Below are 16407 nucleotides of genomic sequence, written 5' to 3'. Positions count from 1 at the left end.
CGCACGGCGATGCCGGCATAGCCCTTGTCCTTGGCGCGCTGCGAGAGGCAGCCGTGGATCTTCAGCGTCTTCCGGGTGGCGACCTCGTCCATCTCGGCGAGATTGCCGAACTCGTGGCTGCGCCGCGCCCAGCCATTGTCGGCGAGGTCCTCGGGCGCGGCCTTGACCTCCTCGATGAAGGCCTTGACCGGCTGCTGATCGACGGTGATGCCGAAGCGGGAGGCAAGCTCGCCAGCATCGAAATCGCACGGATCGAAGCCGTCGGGGTGTTCGCCGACGACGAGAAGCTTGGTGCTCTTGAAACGGCGGACGAGGGCCGCAGCCTTGGCGGCGGTCGCAATCTTTCCGGCCGCGCTCGCGTCGTCGGGCTCGCCATGGACATAGTCGATGGATTTGCCGCGCCGGCTGAGGGCATGGGCGGCGAGATTGACGCCGCAGAAGGAGTTGAGCCGAAGCCGGCCGCCGGTGCGCGGCTCGGGGAAGGACCACATCATGACGGGCGCATCGACCGCCTCGGTCAGGCCGAGGGTCATGGTCGCGTCGGCAAACGTGACCTGGAGGATGAGAAGGAGGTCGAGGGGCTCGGCGGTCAGCGCGGGTACGGCAGCGGCGGCCGCATCGGCGTCGAAGAGGATCTTCGGCTCGCCGATGAAGTCGGCATCCACGAGCTTCAGCGTTTCCAGCGCCTTCTGGAGCTTCTCCTCGGCATAGGCGACATCGAAATTGACCCGGCCGACGACGGCAAGGCCGATCTTGGGTTTGGAGTTGGCGTTCATCTTCTGCTGCGACACGAGGGATTGAAGGAGGACCTCGCGCCGGCGCGTCCCGGAGCGCCGGCGCGAGCTGCGAGCCATGGGACGGTCAGCGAATGGAGAAGCGGTGGACCGTCTTGTGCTCGTAGAGGGCGCCGGCCTTCAGCACGATCGTTGGAAACTGGGGCCGGTTGATGCTGTCGGGGAAATGCTGCGTCTCGAGACAAAGGCCCGCGAAGGCGGGATAATGGACGCCGGTGCGGCCGAACCACTCGCGCTTGGAGAGCTTGACGCCGTTGTAGAACTGGACGCTCGGCTGTGTCGTCTCGACCGTCATCAGGCGCCCGCTCGCCGGGTGATAGAGCTCGGCGCAAGGCTTCAGCCCCCCACCGGATCGCAGCGCGAAGGCATGGTCGAAATCGCGGTCCGGACGCCCGGCCATCGCCTCGCCGACCTTGCGCGGCCGCGTGAAGTCGAAGGGCGTGCCCGCCACGGAGAGAACCTCGCCCGTGGGCAGGATGCGTTCATCGACCGGAAGAACGTAGTCGGCCGCGAGGGTCAGCTCATGGTCCTCGATGGTGGCGCCCTCGACGCCGCTCAGATTGTAGTAGTTGTGATTGACGAGATTGACGATCGTATCGGCGTCACTGACCGCGCGGAAGTTCAGCCACAGCGCATTGTCCTCGGTGAGGGCCACCGTATGGGTCGCGTCGAGGCGGCCGGGATAGCCGGAGTCGCCATCGGGTGACGTGTGATGCAGGTGGAGAAGGACCGCATCGCCGCGCCTTTCTATGGAGTATCCCCACACGGCCTTGTTAAAGCCCTGACTGCCGCCGTGGAGATGGTGCCCCGTGGGCTCGTTGCATTCGAGCCGGTGGCTCTTCCCGTTCAACGTAAAGCGGCCGTGATCGATGCGATTGGCGACGCGTCCGGCGATGGCGCCGAAAAAGGGATGGCCCTCCAGATAGCGCTCGAACTTCTCATAGCCGAGCGTGATGTCGGCCATCGTGCCGTTCCGATCGGGCATCCTGAGCGACTGAACGATGCAGCCATAGGAAAGGACGGTGACGCTCGATCCCGCTTCGTTGCCGAGAGTGATGGCGTCGACGGGATGCCCGTCCACCTCTCCGACACGTTCGACCTTGTAGTGCATGACAACCTCATCAGACCTTTGGCGCCGTCAATGCCGCGCCGGAAATTGGAGAGCGTCCTGGTCAATGGCCTTTCCGCTAGCGGACGGTGACGCTGCGCTCGACCTTGCGGCAGTGCCGCTGCTCGAGCGCCTCGGCGGCCGCGCCGCGACCGGTCGTCCGCAGCCGGTCGAGATAGGCCGGCAGCTCGCCGCGCGTGTGGTATGGGCCGCCCTCGCGGATCACGGTGAAGAGCGGATCGACGTCACGCTCACTTCGCGCCATGGTCTCGGCCAGCCAGTTCTCCAGGATCGCTGCTCCCTTGGCCACGATCTCGGGCCGTGCCGCCGAAAGGTCGGTCGTCTCGTGGGGGTCTGTCGCAAGATCGTAGAGTTCGATCGGCCGGAAATCCTTGTAGCCGTCGTGATAGGTGCGCAGCATCAGCCATTCACCGTCTTCCGAGCGGAAGCGCACACCGCGCTGGCAGGTCCATGCCCCCTGCGAGACCACCAGCGCATCGCGCCCGCCGTCCGCGCCGGCATCGAGCGCCATCGAGAAGGATCGACCGTCCCAGACGCCGGGGACCTTTCCGCCGAGGCGCTCGACCAGCGTCGCGGCCCAATCGAAATGATAGTGGAGGCCGCGATTGACGCCCTGGACGGCTTCGTCGCCGGGCCAGCGGATAATGAGCGGCACGTTGCAGGTTGACCGGTCCGCCGTCTGATGATCGGCCCAGATGTTTCGCTCGCCGAGATTCTCGCCGTGGTCCGAACCGATGACGATGATCGTCTTGTTATAGAGGCCGTTCGCCTTCAGCGCCTCAATGAGCTTGCCGATGTAGAGATCGGCATAGAGGATGCCGGTGTCGTAGCCGTTGAACCACGCGGCGGCCTTCTCCATCGAGTCGATCGGATCGGGAGCGCGAGGCCAGGGGCTGTCGTTGCTGTCGAAGCCGGTCGGTTCCTGCGGGCTGTGTGGGCCATAGCCCTCGTAGCAGGATTGGAAGCGCTCGGGCGTCATCCATTCGGGAAGGGGCGTGTCGGCGAAGGGATCCCCGAAATCCTCCGGGGTGCGATAGGGCGTGTGCGGGTCCCAGACATTGACGTGAAGGAACCACTTCTCGGACGGGGCGCGCCGCTCGATCCAGTCGATCGCCTGCGGCATGACCTCGTCGGCCCGCTCCATGCCGCAGCCGCCGCTGTTGTGGATCTCGTTGAAGCCGGCATACCAGTGCCAGCAGCCGTGGCGCTCGCCGAAGGAGGAGAACGTGGCGGTGTGATAGCCGAGGTCGCGCAGCGACTTCATCCAGCCGTCCTCGAAAAACGTCCCGGCCCATGCCCGGTCCGCTCCCTCGCGAAAAGGCTCGCAGGCGAGGCCGCCATGGTTGACCACTCCGGTGCGCAGGCCGTGCCGGCCACTCCACAGCGCTGTCCGCGAGGGCAGGCACGGCGCATCCGAAACATAGAGGTCGGTGAAGCGCAGCCCCTCGGCGGCGAGGGCGTCGATGTTGGGAGAGGTCGCGCGGTGATAGCCGTAACAGCCGAGGTGATCCGCCCGCAGGCTATCGATGTCGATGTAGAGGATGTTCATGGCGCGCTCGGAGAAGGGGAGAAGGGTGCGGGGGGCGCTGCCCCCGCCTTGAGGCGTTATTGGGCGGCCTTGAGATAGGCGTCGGCCAGGAAGAACTCGGAGGCCGGCTGCGGGTCCTTGATCTTGCCGAACTGCTCATAGAGCGAGGCGAGCTTGTCCAGCCACTTGTCGACCGAGCCGTCCTTCACCAGAGCGTCGAATTCCTCGGCGGAAAGGATGCGCGCATTCTTCGACTCGGCCAGGAGCGGCGCGGGATCAACGCCCAGGAACTTGGCGGTGATCTGGACAGACTCTTCCGGATGCTCCTTGCGGTAGTCGATCGCCTCGCGGATGACCTTGATCATCTTGTCTACCGTCTCGGCATCCTTGACGGCGTCATTGCCGGCGACGAAGACGCTCGGGAAGGAGACTTCGGGGAAGAAGTCCGCATTGCCGGCCAGCTCGTTGATGTCGCCGAGATGGTCGCGGATGACCTGGACGAACGGATACCAGATGCCGGCGCCGTCGACCTGGCCCGAGCCAAAGGCGGTGACGACCGTGCTCGGGTCCATCGGCACCATCTTGACATCCTTGAGCGACATGCCGTTCTTCTCGAGGGCGAGACGCAGGACCATGTCTCCGGAGGTGCCCTCCGGCACGCCGATCTTCTTGCCCGCAAGGTCCTTGATCGTCTTGATCTCAGGCCGGGAGATGACGCGGTCCGTCTCGCCGAGGGCATTCATGGCGATGACCTTGGCCTTGCCCGTTGCCGGCAGCCAAAGCGCTCCAGGGCCGATATAGGCATAGTCCAGACTACCGGCGCCGAGCGCCTGGATCTGAATCGGTCCGTTGGTGAAGACCTTGAGCTCGGCGTCGAGGCCGTTCTTCTTGAACAGATCGAGATGCTTGGCTACCGCCACCATCGACGTGCCGAAGTAGTCGGCGATATAGCCGACCCGCACATGGGTGTCCGCTGCGAAGCTTGCCGAAGTCGCCATCAGCGTTCCTGCCGTGACGATGGATATCAAGACCTTGCTAATGATCTGCATGCTTTCCTCCTCTTGCATCACGTGGCTTTCTCAGCCGGCGTTCTTTGCGCTCAGGGCTGGAGCGCGGGGGCGGCGCGCGTATAGACCGCATGCCAAACGCGATTGCGGATCTCTGTGAATCTTGCCGACAGGCGCAGCTCCTCGTTGCGCGGGTAGGGCAGATCGACCTCGATGATTTCCTGAAGACGGCCGGGCTTGGCCGCCATGACGATCACCCGGTTGGCGAGGTAGACGGCCTCATCCACGTCGTGTGTGATGAACATCACCGTCTTTCTCTCGCGGGTCCACGTTCCCAGGAGCTGGTCCTGCATGCGCACCCGCGTCAGCGCGTCGAGCGCGCCGAACGGCTCGTCCATGAGCAGCACTTTCGGGTCCACGGCGTAGGCCCGGGCGATGGCACAGCGTTGCTTCATGCCACCCGAGAGCGTCTTCGGCAGGGCGTCGGCGAAATCGGCAAGGCCGACCAGCTCGATGTAGTGCATCGCCCGCTCGCGCCGCTCGCGCTCCTTCATGCCCTTGAGGCGCAGCCCGAACTCGACGTTCTTGCGCACCGTGAGCCAGGGAAAAAGCGCGTATTGCTGAAAGATGACGCCACGCTCCGGCCCCGGTCCGGAGACGGCCTCGCCGTCGATCGTGACGCTGCCCGAACTCGGCATCAGCAGGCCGGCTGCCATGTTCATGGCCGTCGACTTGCCGCACCCCGACGGGCCGACGATGGTGACGAACTCGCTGTCCATCACCTCGAGGTTCAGCTTTTCCAGCGCGACAAATGCGCCGAAGCAACGTGTGGCGTCGTTGAACCTGATCTTGACGCTGGCCGCCATCAGACGCGCTCCTGCCACTGGGTCAGACGGGATTCCGTCCACACGACGATACGGTCCATGACGAGGCCGAGAATGCCGATGGTGATGAGGCTGACGAAGATGGTCGGCAGATCGTAGTAGAGCTGCGCCTGCTGCATTCGGAAACCGAGGCCCGATTGCGCCGCGATCAGCTCGGCTGCGACGAGCGTCGCCCAGGCCGAGCCGAGGCCGATGCGGAAGCCCACCAGGACGAAGGGAATGGAGGCCGGCACGACGACCCTGGCAAAGATCACGCCATCGCTCGCGCCGAGGACGCGCGCGGCGTTGATGTAGGTGCGGTCGACGCTGATGACTCCCTGGTAGGTGGCGATCACCGAGGACAGGAAGGACGCGAGGAAGATGACGAAGATTTTCGGCGCCTCGTCGATGCCGAGGGTGACGATCGCCAGGGGAATGACCGCGAGCGGCGGGATCACCCTGAGAAACTGGATCCAAGGCTCGATCAACCCGCGTGCACGCTTGTACCAGCCCATCAGGAAGCCGACCGGCACGGCGGCACCGGCGCCCAGCACGAAGCCGATGAAGACACGTCGGAGAGACGAGAGGATGTCGGTGAAGATCTGGCCGTTGGCCATCATGTCGGCGCTTCGCGAGACGACCTGAAAGGGACCCGGCAGCTTGACGAGGCCAGCGCGGGTGACGGCATACCAAAAGAGAATGCCGATGACGAACGACGCGAAGCCGAGGATGACGTTCTCGGACCGGGCCAGCGCACCGGCCACTGTCGTTGTGGCTCCCGGTGATGATTGAATACTCAAGACATCCTTCCTCCAAGGCCGCAATAGACAAAGCGTTCCAGTGCCAGTGCCGAGGCACCGAGGGCGCTGGCATTTTCGCGAAAGCTGGTGCGCACGAGCTCCAGACGATCGCGCAATTCGGGCAGTACACGCGCCGGCAGGTCCCGCCGGATCGCCTCGAAGAAGGCATCGGGCGCAGTGCCGAAATGCCCGCCGAAGATGATGATGTCGGGAACGATGAGATTGACTGCGATGGTGAACGCCTGAAGCAGCTTGGCGTAACGCGGCGCCCAGAGGGCTTCGTTGTCCATCATCGCCGCGACCAGACCCTCTGGCGGCGTGCTTATCTTCCCCAGGGCCTCGAGCAGCGCGCCTTCCGAAAGCTCGGTCTCAAGGCATCCCCGGCCTCCGCAACGGCACTCCTTGCCGTCGAGGTCGAGAGAGATATGGCCGACCTCGACGGCCCTGATGCTCGTTGCCCTTTCCCTCGGGCGATGGATTGCCAGGCCGGCGCCGAGACCCGCCGCAAAGAAGGCGTAGAGCACCCGCTTCCGGCCCCGTCCCGCGCCGAAGTGGATTTCTCCGAGTGCGATGGACGCGGCATTGTGATCGTACTGGACGGGAATCCCGAGCCGCTGTTCAAGCAGGGCCGTGAAGGGGTGGTGATGACCGTCGGCCTCGTTGGTGTTGCCGATGCCGATCTCGCCGATGGGATTGAAACGGCCAGGCATGCCGATCCCGATGCCCGCGATCATCGTGCGCGGGGTTTTTTCGCGCGCGATCAGCTCTTCCACGCACGCGACGACGAGGTCGATGAGACCGTCCCTGTCGATCGGGGTTTCGCCATAGGAGACATCCGCGGCCTGCCGGGTCTCGAGGACCAGATTGGTCATCACCGCCGACAGGCGCTCGGGACCGAGGTGGAGGCCAATGACAAAGGAGGCGTCGGCGTTGAGCCCGAGATTGACCGGCGGACGCCCCACCGACGCTTCGGGTGCCTGAGTCGACTCCGCGACGAAACCGAGATCTATCAGCTCCGCCGTGATCTTGGTCAGGGCCGGCGCCGATAGTGACATGCGTCGCGCCAGGTCGGCGCGGGACATGCCACCGCTGTCACGCAACAGGCTCAGCACCTTTCCCTGGCTTGGGCGCACGATTCCTCCTGCTCATTCGCCCGCCGAGTCGCCTCGTGGGGTGGCCTCGGCTTCCGCGGATGGAAACATTCGCGCGGAAATCACGTTCGGGCTCTTATTTAATTAGGTTAAGAAATAAACCGATTCGACGACGACTGCAAGCTCTGGCGCATCTTGGGCAGGCGATTCCTGCAATGGCGAAGTTGGACATGAGGCTTGGCGCCGTGGCTCCCATTCCTGAGCACTATGGGCTGACGGCCGCGAAGGAGGTTCAAGTCGAACCGCAGGGCTTTCGCCCATTCAGTCACCAAAGGAGACCTGCCTAAAAGTGGTACAAGATCTCAGATCTTAATCGTTATTATTATACTTCTAGATTCGCCTTCTGTTGGATGCGTGGTTAGCGAAGAAATCTACATCTCTTCGTAGAGCAGGAAGAAATATTTGATCCTGATCAACTTTCGAGGATCTGACCATCGTAAAATTACATCGACGGTCGAGTACCGTCGGATTGGAGAACGACGATGAAGAGGCAACATTGGCAGGATTGGGTGGTCGCTCTTGCGGGAGTCTGGCTGATCGCTTCGCTTTGGGTTGTCACCTATTCCCTGCCTGAAGGCATGACGACGACCGCATTGACCTGGAACTTCGCGCTGAGCGGCGCGGCAGCGCTCATCCTCGGCGCGGCCGCCCTGTTCTCCTACAGATTCTGGGAAGAATGGGTGGATATCGTTCTGGGCGTTTGGATCGTCATTTCGCCATGGGTGCTGCAGTTCGCCAATTCCACCTCGGCTACATGGAACGCCGTGGTTTGCGGCGCCGTGATCATTGTCGCGGCCGGCTGGACCTTGTTCGAGGAGCGGCAAGCGGCACAGCACGCCTAGCGAAATGCCAGTCGATTGAGGTTTGTCGCCGCTCTGCCGGCGCGGTGTCCCGCGTCGTCGCGAGGGGCCGCGCTCCCTAGAGCATGATCCCGAAATGTGGGAACCAGCTTTCGGAAAAAGGTCATGCGCACAGAAGAAGATAGAGCGGGATGATGAGCGAAGCTCAACTCATCCCGCTAGTGTCAGTGCCGGACGAACCTCAGGGAAACCGGCATTCGTCACGGCCGCGATCAGCCGTCGTGGCGGATGCCGGGGCCCAGGCAGGCGTTCCTTTCGGAGGCTTGGAACGCCTGCCTGGAGCATCAGCATGGAAATGCGCGGCCGCGCCTAATGGGGGCGAGATCGCCCCGGCGGTTGAGCTCGATGATCCGTTCGGCGATGCGCAGCGAATTGGCGACGATCGTCAGCGACGGATTGACGCCGCCGGCCGTGGGAAAGAGCGAGCCGTCGCAGACGAACAGGTTGTCGATATCCCAGGATCGGCCCGAGGCATCGACGACGCTGGTCCGGGGATCGTCTCCCATGCGGCACCCGCCCATGAGATGTGCCGTGCTCGACGTTTCGTAGAGATCGGAGCCGCCTGCCGCCTGAAGCATCCGCTTCATGAAAGCGCGGGCGTGGGCGATCATGCGCTTGTCGTTGTCACAATAGGAGAACGTTACCCTCGGGATCGGCAGGCCGAGCGCATCCTTCTCGTCCGAGAGTTCGACGCGGTTTTCGTCCTGCGCCATCGTCTCGCCGACGATCTTGAGGCCGGCCATGTGGTTGTAGAGCGCCATCCATCGGCGCAGCTCGTGGCCGAACACCCCTTCGTTGGATACCAGGGATGTGGCGAAGTCGGTTGGGAGAGGCCCCTGACTCATGAAGGAGTAACCGCCGAAGAAGTCCTTGCCCTCGTCCTCATAGTTCCAGTGCTCGCACACGGCGAGGGAGGGCGGCCCCTTGTACCAGCGGATTTCCTCTTCCATCACGCCCCAGACCGCATCGTTGGAGTGCGCCATCAGCCCCTTGCCGACTAGGCCGGAGGAGTTGGCGAGGCCGTCTGGATGGCGCGGTGAGGCGGAATTGAGCAGCAGGCGCGGCGTCTCGATCGAATAGCCAGAAACCACGACGTTCCTGGCCTTCTGGAAATGCCATGCGCCGTTCCGGTAATAGTGAACGCCGGTAGCACGGCCGTCCGCTCCGGTCTCCACCCGCCCGACCATCGCAAGATCGCGGATCTCCGCGCCCGCCTTCAGGGCGCGGGGTATGAAGGTGACGAGCATGGATTGCTTGGCGTTGGTGGAGCAGCCGATCTTGCAGAAGCCGCGATAGACGCAAGGGTGTGCCTCACCCCTCGGCGCAGAGAGGGTGGCGGTCGGCGTCGGCGCCCAGGCGACGCCGAGAGCTTCCGCGCCCTTGGCGAGAACGAGCGCGGAGGCGGAGAGCTCGTGCTCGCGATAGGGATAGCGCCCGCGCTTCGGCCCCCAGGGATAGCGCACCGGCCCCGCGATCTTCATCGCATCCTCGGCGAGCGCGTAGTATCGCCACATCTCGCGCCAATCCATCGGCCAATCGTGGCCATAGCCGAGAAGAGTACGAGACTTGAACCACTCGGGGCGGAAGCGCAGCGTCACCATCTGGAAATGGACCGTCGAGCCGCCCACCGCCTTGCCGGAGTTGTTGGACCCGAATTCCAGCGGATCGTCGCCGCCGGAGATCCGCTCGTCCAGCCAATAGAGCTTTTCCTGTTCCTTCTCGTCCGAGGCGAAGTCCTCGAGCGGACGATAAAAGGCGCCGGCATCGAAGGCGACAACCGAAAATCCCGCCTCGGCTAGCCGCGCCGCAAGAACGCCGCCGCCTGCGCCGGTCCCGACGATTACGAAGTCGACCGCCTCGTTTTCCGCAAACTCGGCCATCGGCACCCATTCGCCGGGACGGAAGACGTTGGGTGCGCGGCCTTGAGTGGCGCGCGGCCGGAGCTCGGCATCCGAAACGATCCCGCTCGCGACAGCCTCTCCGTCTTCTGCGGGATGCGCTCCTCCCTTGCTTCCCAAGGATCGCGCATGTCTGACCCAAGCCGGACATAGCCACGGGGCGAGGCGGGGCCGCCGAAACCGATCTCGTTCCACGCATAGGGATGGGCGTAGTATATCTTCACGGACTCCTTGAGGAGCACGTGGCGAAAAAACCGCTGCGGCTTCAACCCTTCCCAGGCTTGTGGATCGACGTCGCCCTGATCTATCGCGTGCAACAGCGCCTGCTTCCGGTCGTTGGACAGAGACTCGAACCCTTTCCCGTGCCGTCGGCGGGCTTCCTGTTCGATGCCGGCGAGGCCGCGCCGCCAAGCTTCGCGCATGGGCGGCGCATCGGCGTAGCGGGTGCCCGAACCGCGGTTCGCAAACAGCATCTCATCGATGAATGCCTCGACCGGAATGCGGCGGTCCTCATCCCGCTCGGGCTGAGGCAGGATGACGTCGATCACCGCTCGCAGGAGAGCGAATTCCGCTTCTTCGAGAAAGCGCCGGGCTGGCGGGTTGGAGAGGCGATCGGCGACGACGCGGCGCGTCTGATCGTTGAACGAGGGCGAATCCCATTTCCCCAGAACGTCATAGGTCGGGTAGGGCGTCTCGAAGGGTTTATCCGACGGCTTTTCAGTCATGACGATGCTCCCGTGCCGACCGCTTCAGAAGATCGAGCGCCGCGAATCCCGTCAGCGCCATACCGGCGAGGCTCGGGGGCGCCGCGATCGGCGGCCCCTGGAAGAGCGTCTGCGTCCAATTGCCGAAGCCGCCCATGTTGCGGCTAACGCCATAGGCATGGACCAGAGGGCCAACGAGCCCAAGCGCAGTCGTCGCCCCCAGTAGACGGCGCGCCGTGGCATGCCGAGTGCCGGTCGGCTCGACGCTGGCTGCGAGGATGGCGGCCCCGGTCAGGGGAACGGCGGCAACTGGCGCATACATCAGAGGATTGTGGAAGGCGCCGCGGAAGTGGAGGAGCCCGACCTCCGCCGTCAGGCCGAACATTCCGCCGGCCGTCACCAGGCCGAGGATCCGGCCGGTGTCTTCCTCGATTGTGCCTTCGCTTGCCCGCCAGGCGGCGTTTTCGGCGGCGACCGCGCAAAGCCCGGATGCCCCCGCAAGCGCGAGCGCGCCGGGCGCCCCGAAGGGAGCGCGATAAAACAGGTTGTTGAAGGAGAGCCCTCCCGGCCGTTCCAGAATGTTCTTCAAATGAAAGCCGAGGCCGAAAAGCCCCGTGGTGAAACTGGCGCCGAAGATCGCGCTCTTGAGCGTCAGGGCGCGACGGGAGATGGCTGTCGCCAGGGCCGTGGCCAGCGTCGCCCCCGCTGCCAATGGGGCAATACCCATCGCGGGGCGGCGATAGTTGCCGCGATAGTGTTCCAGCGCGCTGTCGGCCAGAACGCTGCCGGCAAGCAGCGCCGCGCCGAGCGCCGCATAGCGCGCCGGCCGGGAAGGGGGATTGTCGCCGCCCGCGCCCAGCAGCCATCCCGCGGCGCTCGCGGCAATCAACCCGCCGCCGGCCAGCATCATGAGCGCGGACGGCGATACCGGCGGCTGCCTGGCGTCTGCGGCGGGGCGCGCGTCGAAGCGCGCCGCGCGGTTTTTGCGCGATGGCCGGGGAGAGAAGTGGGCGATGAGCGACAAGAGCGGTCCTCACAAGGTTCGGCATTGTCGCGTTGTCAATGCGCTCGCCCGACGCTGGGTTCTCCCCGGCTTCCTTAAACTTTGGAAAGGCGGGCTTTTTCTTGCTCCGGACACGAAGCGGCTTTCCCGGCGAAAGATTAATTCTCGGAAAGCTGAGGAACGGCGCCAAGGATCATGAATTGCATCCCTGAATGCCGCGGTGGCTGGCGGGTCTTTCGCCGCTTCCGCGACCCTTAACAACCGCCGGCTGGGGCCATCCCTTCGCCGGACGCGAGAGAGAAGGGACGTTTCCCATGGCCAAGACAGTCGGTGATTTCATCCTCGAACGCATGAAGGGATGGGGCGTCAAGCGCGTCTTCGGCTATCCCGGCGACGGCATCGGCGGACTGGTGGCGGCCGTCGGGCGGGACGACGGCGAGGACGCCATCGACTTCATCCAGACACGCCACGAGGAAAGCGCCGCCTTCATGGCCTGCGCCCATGCCAAGTTCACCGGCGAGCCCGGCGTCTGCGTGGCAACGTCCGGACCGGGGGCAATTCACCTTCTGAACGGTCTCTACGATGCCAAGCTCGATCATCAGCCGGTGGTCGCCATCGTCGGCCAGCAGGCGCGCGCCGCCATCGGCGGAAACTATCAGCAGGAGGTGGATCTCCAGGCGCTGTTCAAGGACGTCGCCAGCGACTTCGTCGAGACCTGCATGTCGCCGACACAGGTGCGCCATCTCATCGACCGCGCCTTCCGTATCGCGAAATCGCGGAAGACCGTCACCTGCGTCATTCTGCCGAACGACGTCCAGGAGGCGAAGGCCGTCGAGGAGGCGCCGCACGCTCACGGCACGGTTCACACCTCGCAGGCCTATACCCCGGCGGAGGTGGTGCCGGCGGCGGCCGATCTCCAGCGCGCGGCGGAAGTCCTGAACGCGGGCAAGAAGGTCGGCATTCTGATCGGCGCGGGGGCGCTCGGCGCGGCGAACGAGGTGACGGAGGTCGCCAACGTGCTCGGTGCCGGTGTCGCCAAGGCGCTGCTCGGCAAGGCCGCGCTGCCCGATGGTCTTCCTTTCGTCACCGGCTCCATCGGTCTTCTCGGCACCGAGCCGTCGGATTGGATGATGCAGCACTGCGACACGTTCCTGATGATCGGCTCGCGCTTTCCCTATTCGGAATTCCTGCCGAAGACCGATCAGGCGAGGGGCGTCCAGATTGATCTCGATCCGACGATGCTGTCGATACGCTTCCCGATGGAGGTGGCGCTGACGGGCGATTCCGCCTCGACATTGCGCGCCCTTCTGCCGCTTCTGAAGAAGAAGGGCGATCGCGGCTGGCGTGAGGATATCGAGAAGCGCATCGCGCGATGGTGGAAGGAGGAAGAGGAGCGCGCTATGAAGGACGCCGATCCGGTCAATCCGGAACGCGTCTTCTGGGAGTGCTCGTCGCGGCTGCCGGACAACGCCATCATCACCGCCGACTCCGGCTCGTCCGCCAACTGGTACGCCCGGGCGCTCAAATTCAAGCCGGGGATGATGGGCTCGCTGTCGGGCACCCTCGCCACCATGTGTCCCGGCATGCCCTATGCGGTTTCCGCGAAGTTTGCCTATCCCGATCGCGTTCCCATCGCCTTCGTCGGTGACGGCGCCATGCAGATGCTGGGCATCACCGACCTCATCACCGTTTCCAAGTATTGGCGCCGGTGGCAAGATCCGCGCCTTGTCGTCTGCGTCCTCTCCAACCGCGATCTCAATCAGGTGAGCTGGGAGCTGCGCGCCATGGCCAACTCTCCCAAGGTGCCCGAAACGCAGGACGTGCCGGCTTTCTCCTTCTCCGGCTATGCCGAAATGTTGGGTCTCAAGGGCATCAGGGTGGACCGGCCCGAGCAGGTCGCCTCTGCTTGGGACGCGGCCCTTGCCGCCGATCGGCCGTGCGTCATCGACGCGATTGTCGATCCCGATGTCGCCAGCCTGCCGCCTCACATCACCATCTCGCAGGCGACTTCCTATGCCGAGGCCATGCTGAAGGGCGACCCGGATGAGGGCGGCGTGATCAAGCAGACCATCAAGCGCGTGTTTTCCTAAGGCGCGTGCGATGCCCATCATCGACAGCCGCGCGCCGATCGAGACGGTCGGCGCGAGGGCTTTCACCATCCCGACAGACGCGCCGGAGTCAGACGGCACGCTCGAATGGAAAGAGACGACGCTGGTTCTCGCCAGCGTCGTGGCTGGGGGTAAGACAGGGATCGGCTACAGCTACACCGACGCCTCCGTCGTTCCGCTGATTGAGGAAAAGCTCGCGCCCGTCCTCAAGGGAAAGGATGCCCTCGGCATCGAGGCACTTTGGCAGGCGATGAGGGTGGAGGTTCGCAATCTCGGCCAGGTAGGCTTGGTGGCCACGGCGATTTCCGCCGTGGATAATGCTCTTTGGGACCTGAAGGGAAAGCTCCTTGGCCTTCCGGTCTCCCGGCTGCTGGGCGAGGCGCGCGCCTCGATCCCGACCTATGGTTCCGGCGGCTTTACCTCCTATGACGAGGAGCGGCTTGCCGAGCAGCTGGCAGGCTGGGCCTTGGATGGCCATTTCGCGGTCAAGATGAAGGTCGGACGCGATCCCGCCGCTGACCCGCATCGCATGGCCGTGGCGAGGGAGGCCATTGGTGCGGAGACGCAGCTGTTCGTTGATGCCAATGGAGCGCTTGCGCGGAAGGAGGCGCTTGCGTTCGCGGAAAAGGCGGCGGAGTTCGCGGTGTGCTGGTTCGAGGAGCCGGTATCCTCGAACGATCTTGAGGGGCTGCGGCTGCTTCGGGACCGGGCGCCGACAGGCATGGCCATCACCACGGGCGAATACGGATTTGCGCTGTGGACCTTCTGGGATCTTTTGGCGGCGGGCGCAGTCGACGTCATCCAAGCCGATGCGACGCGTTGCGGCGGCATCACCGGCTTCATGAAGGTCGCGGCGCTCGCCGAGGCCCACGAAATCCCGCTATCGTCCCATTGCGCGCCGGCGCTTCATCTTCATCCGTGCCTTGCCGCCTGCAGGGCGGCGCACATGGAATGGTTTCACGATCACGTCCGCATCGAGCGGATGCTCTTTGACGGCGCCCCGACGCCCAGCCATGGCTCGGTTTCGGCCAATGGCGAACCGGGACTCGGACTGCGACTGAAGGCGCCCGAGCGGTGACGGGACGAGGCTTTCCCGCCCTCAATCTCGTTTGAAGAGGACGCGGCCGAGCCATCCTGTGACGACGGCAAGGAAGACGGCGAAGAGGCCGTAGAGATAGCCGTAGTCGACGGCGAGGCCATGGATGGCGCTCTCGAACCCGGCCTTGACCACCCTCAGCGACAGTTGGCGCTGGCGCACCATCACGCCGTCGCGAAACAGGAACGCCCGCGCCACGTGCTCGCCCACCGGCAGGTCAGCCGGTAGCCGTAGATCCGCCCGAAACAGCGTCGGCCCGACAAACTCCACCGAGCCGTAGGTCTCGGCATAGAGCCCGCTGGCCGAGCGGATGCGCCGCAGCGCCGCGGCGAACTCGTCCCGCCGCTCGCTGCCTTCGCCCATCCCTTCGCCCGACCCAGGTGCTTGTGCTTCGGCCTCCGGGCGCGGCAGCGCCAGGCGGATATAATCCTCGCCCACCGAAAGCTGGCGCAACACCGGCGCCGGCGCCACGTCGTTCAGACGCCGCGTCGAGGCCAGCGAATAGGACGCCGGCGCGATCTCGAAGCTCTCTGACTCGCGGTTGATCCAAACGCCCGCGGTCCGTTCCTTCTTGCGCACCACCACCGGGCGGCGCGGTCCCTCCAGCGCCACCAGAATGTCGTAGCGACCCTGCCGGCGAAGCTGGTAGTCGCCCCCTTCCAGCGCCCCGAACACCGTCAGCCGCGCGCCGTTGAAATCCGCCCCAATGGCGATGACTTCCGTCGACAGCCCGATCTCGAAGCTTTCCGCACGCGGCTCCGCTGGCGCGGCCGGCGTCACCGCCTGTGCCTGGGCCTGGGTCTGGGTCTCCTGGGCTTGTGCCACTCCCGGTCCGGCCAGCGCCAGCAGCACACCGCAGATCAGGCTTCTTGCGCGATGCCTTGCCATCATTGCGCCTCCCCGGAGGGCGAGCTCAGCGAATAGGGATCGGCGGGCGTGATCACCAGTTCCATCCCCAGTCGCACGCAAACGGCAAGAACCAGAAGCGCCAGCAGCGCGCGGAGCTGATCGCCCCTGAGCTTGCGGCCCGCCTGCGCCCCGAACTGCGCCCCGATCACCCCGCCCACCATCAGAAGGAAGGCCAGAACCACGTCCACCGTAGTGTTCGTCCCCGCCTGGAGAACCGTGGTGATGGCCGAGGTGAAGATGATCTGGAACAGCGAGGTGCCGATGACCACGCTGGTGGGAACGCGCAGAAGGTAGATCATCGCCGGCACCATGATGAAGCCGCCGCCAACGCCCATGATCGCCGCGAGGATGCCGATGAACACCCCCAGCCCCAGCACCGGGATCACCGAGACGTAGAGCTTGGAGCGGCGAAAGCGCATCTTCAGCGGCAGGCGCTGGATGCGGCTGTGGTGCGTCTTGTGGCGAACCTCGCCCGTGCCGGCCCCGCCGCGCGACTGGCGCATGGTGTTGATGCTCTCCACCAGCATCAGGCCGCCGACGATGCCGAGAAACAGCAC

The 16407-nt window shown here is 64.8% G+C and carries 14 protein-coding genes and 1 pseudogene; 3 read left to right on the top strand and 12 right to left on the bottom strand.

Going from position 1 to position 16407, the window contains the following annotated elements; translation table 11 throughout:
• The 7 genes and pseudogenes from B5D38_RS21635 to B5D38_RS21605 form a co-directional block, all read right to left on the bottom strand.
• Nucleotides 1–854 (bottom strand): annotated as a pseudogene (locus B5D38_RS21635) (hypothetical protein); the annotation flags it as partial.
• Between the two features lie 7 nt (nucleotides 855–861).
• Nucleotides 862–1905 (bottom strand): aldose epimerase family protein, encoded by a 1044-nt coding sequence (locus B5D38_RS21630; RefSeq protein WP_078710510.1) that lies wholly within the window; start codon nucleotides 1903–1905, stop codon nucleotides 862–864.
• 76 nt (nucleotides 1906–1981) lie between these two features.
• Nucleotides 1982–3472, bottom strand: a complete 1491-nt coding sequence (locus B5D38_RS21625) for a sulfatase family protein (RefSeq protein ID WP_078710509.1) — start codon at nucleotides 3470–3472, stop codon at nucleotides 1982–1984.
• A 56-nt stretch (nucleotides 3473–3528) separates the two neighbouring features.
• Entirely contained in the window at nucleotides 3529–4500 is a 972-nt protein-coding gene (locus B5D38_RS21620; RefSeq protein ID WP_078710513.1) for an aliphatic sulfonate ABC transporter substrate-binding protein, read from the bottom strand.
• Nucleotides 4501–4550: 50 nt separating this feature from the next.
• Entirely contained in the window at nucleotides 4551–5324 is a 774-nt protein-coding gene (locus B5D38_RS21615) for an ABC transporter ATP-binding protein (protein ID WP_078710508.1), read from the bottom strand.
• A complete protein-coding gene (locus B5D38_RS21610; protein ID WP_078710512.1) occupies nucleotides 5324–6073 on the bottom strand; it encodes an ABC transporter permease in 750 nt (249 codons plus the stop codon). The genes B5D38_RS21615 and B5D38_RS21610 overlap by 1 nt, the downstream gene beginning before the upstream one ends.
• A gap of 44 nt (nucleotides 6074–6117) precedes the next feature.
• On the bottom strand, nucleotides 6118–7254 hold the full coding sequence (locus B5D38_RS21605) for an ROK family transcriptional regulator (RefSeq protein ID WP_131829992.1): 1137 nt from the start codon (nucleotides 7252–7254) through the stop codon (nucleotides 6118–6120).
• A gap of 500 nt (nucleotides 7255–7754) precedes the next feature.
• Between B5D38_RS21605 and B5D38_RS21600 the strand changes: the two genes are divergently transcribed.
• Nucleotides 7755–8114 carry an SPW repeat protein gene (locus B5D38_RS21600; RefSeq protein ID WP_078710507.1) on the top strand — a complete coding sequence of 120 codons (360 nt, stop codon included), beginning with the start codon at nucleotides 7755–7757 and terminating at the stop codon, nucleotides 8112–8114.
• A 302-nt stretch (nucleotides 8115–8416) separates the two neighbouring features.
• Here B5D38_RS21600 and B5D38_RS21595 read toward each other — a convergent pair whose 3' ends face one another.
• From B5D38_RS21595 to B5D38_RS21585, 3 genes are read right to left on the bottom strand one after another with little or no spacing between them, the layout of a single operon-like run.
• Nucleotides 8417–10012, bottom strand: coding sequence for a GMC family oxidoreductase (locus tag B5D38_RS21595; RefSeq protein WP_078710506.1), 1596 nt, complete (start codon nucleotides 10010–10012; stop codon nucleotides 8417–8419).
• Nucleotides 9973–10755 carry a gluconate 2-dehydrogenase subunit 3 family protein gene (locus tag B5D38_RS22660; RefSeq protein ID WP_116002905.1) on the bottom strand — a complete coding sequence of 261 codons (783 nt, stop codon included), beginning with the start codon at nucleotides 10753–10755 and terminating at the stop codon, nucleotides 9973–9975. Before B5D38_RS22660 ends, B5D38_RS21595 begins: the two co-directional genes overlap by 40 nt.
• Complete coding sequence (locus B5D38_RS21585; protein ID WP_116002903.1) at nucleotides 10748–11758, bottom strand: hypothetical protein; 1011 nt, start codon at nucleotides 11756–11758, stop codon at nucleotides 10748–10750. The genes B5D38_RS22660 and B5D38_RS21585 overlap by 8 nt, the downstream gene beginning before the upstream one ends.
• A gap of 293 nt (nucleotides 11759–12051) precedes the next feature.
• On the opposite strand from B5D38_RS21585, the gene B5D38_RS21580 reads away from it, so the two are divergent.
• Nucleotides 12052–13827 (top strand): thiamine pyrophosphate-requiring protein, encoded by a 1776-nt coding sequence (locus tag B5D38_RS21580; protein WP_078710505.1) that lies wholly within the window; start codon nucleotides 12052–12054, stop codon nucleotides 13825–13827.
• A gap of 10 nt (nucleotides 13828–13837) precedes the next feature.
• On the top strand, nucleotides 13838–14923 hold the full coding sequence (locus tag B5D38_RS21575) for an enolase C-terminal domain-like protein (protein WP_078710504.1): 1086 nt from the start codon (nucleotides 13838–13840) through the stop codon (nucleotides 14921–14923).
• Between the two features lie 21 nt (nucleotides 14924–14944).
• On the opposite strand, the gene B5D38_RS21570 is transcribed toward B5D38_RS21575, so the two are convergent.
• Both B5D38_RS21570 and B5D38_RS21565 read right to left on the bottom strand, forming a co-directional pair.
• On the bottom strand, nucleotides 14945–15829 hold the full coding sequence (locus B5D38_RS21570; RefSeq protein ID WP_078709911.1) for a TIGR02186 family protein: 885 nt from the start codon (nucleotides 15827–15829) through the stop codon (nucleotides 14945–14947).
• Nucleotides 15829–16407: sulfite exporter TauE/SafE family protein (locus B5D38_RS21565; RefSeq protein ID WP_131829966.1), on the bottom strand; the 579-nt coding region annotated here is incomplete at its 5' end. The genes B5D38_RS21565 and B5D38_RS21570, both read right to left, overlap by 1 nt.

Source organism: Consotaella salsifontis (assembly GCF_900167365.1).
Lineage (GTDB): Bacteria > Pseudomonadota > Alphaproteobacteria > Rhizobiales > Rhizobiaceae > Consotaella > Consotaella salsifontis.
Note: the sequence above shows the minus strand (reverse complement) of the source record. Positions and strands in the feature narration are given on the sequence as shown.

What these genes read in the sequence shown, in the direction of transcription:
- B5D38_RS21570 (WP_078709911.1), bottom strand. Translation starts at nt 15,829, where the DNA reads ATGGCAAGGCATCGCGCAAGAAGCCTGATCTGCGGTGTGCTGCTGGCG.
- B5D38_RS21600 (WP_078710507.1), top strand. Translation starts at nt 7,755, where the DNA reads ATGAAGAGGCAACATTGGCAGGATTGGGTGGTCGCTCTTGCGGGAGTC.
- B5D38_RS22660 (WP_116002905.1), bottom strand. Translation starts at nt 10,755, where the DNA reads ATGACTGAAAAGCCGTCGGATAAACCCTTCGAGACGCCCTACCCGACC.
- B5D38_RS21630 (WP_078710510.1), bottom strand. Translation starts at nt 1,905, where the DNA reads ATGCACTACAAGGTCGAACGTGTCGGAGAGGTGGACGGGCATCCCGTC.
- B5D38_RS21620 (WP_078710513.1), bottom strand. Translation starts at nt 4,500, where the DNA reads ATGCAGATCATTAGCAAGGTCTTGATATCCATCGTCACGGCAGGAACG.
- B5D38_RS21575 (WP_078710504.1), top strand. Translation starts at nt 13,838, where the DNA reads ATGCCCATCATCGACAGCCGCGCGCCGATCGAGACGGTCGGCGCGAGG.
- B5D38_RS21580 (WP_078710505.1), top strand. Translation starts at nt 12,052, where the DNA reads ATGGCCAAGACAGTCGGTGATTTCATCCTCGAACGCATGAAGGGATGG.
- B5D38_RS21625 (WP_078710509.1), bottom strand. Translation starts at nt 3,472, where the DNA reads ATGAACATCCTCTACATCGACATCGATAGCCTGCGGGCGGATCACCTC.
- B5D38_RS21615 (WP_078710508.1), bottom strand. Translation starts at nt 5,324, where the DNA reads ATGGCGGCCAGCGTCAAGATCAGGTTCAACGACGCCACACGTTGCTTC.
- B5D38_RS21595 (WP_078710506.1), bottom strand. Translation starts at nt 10,012, where the DNA reads ATGGCCGAGTTTGCGGAAAACGAGGCGGTCGACTTCGTAATCGTCGGG.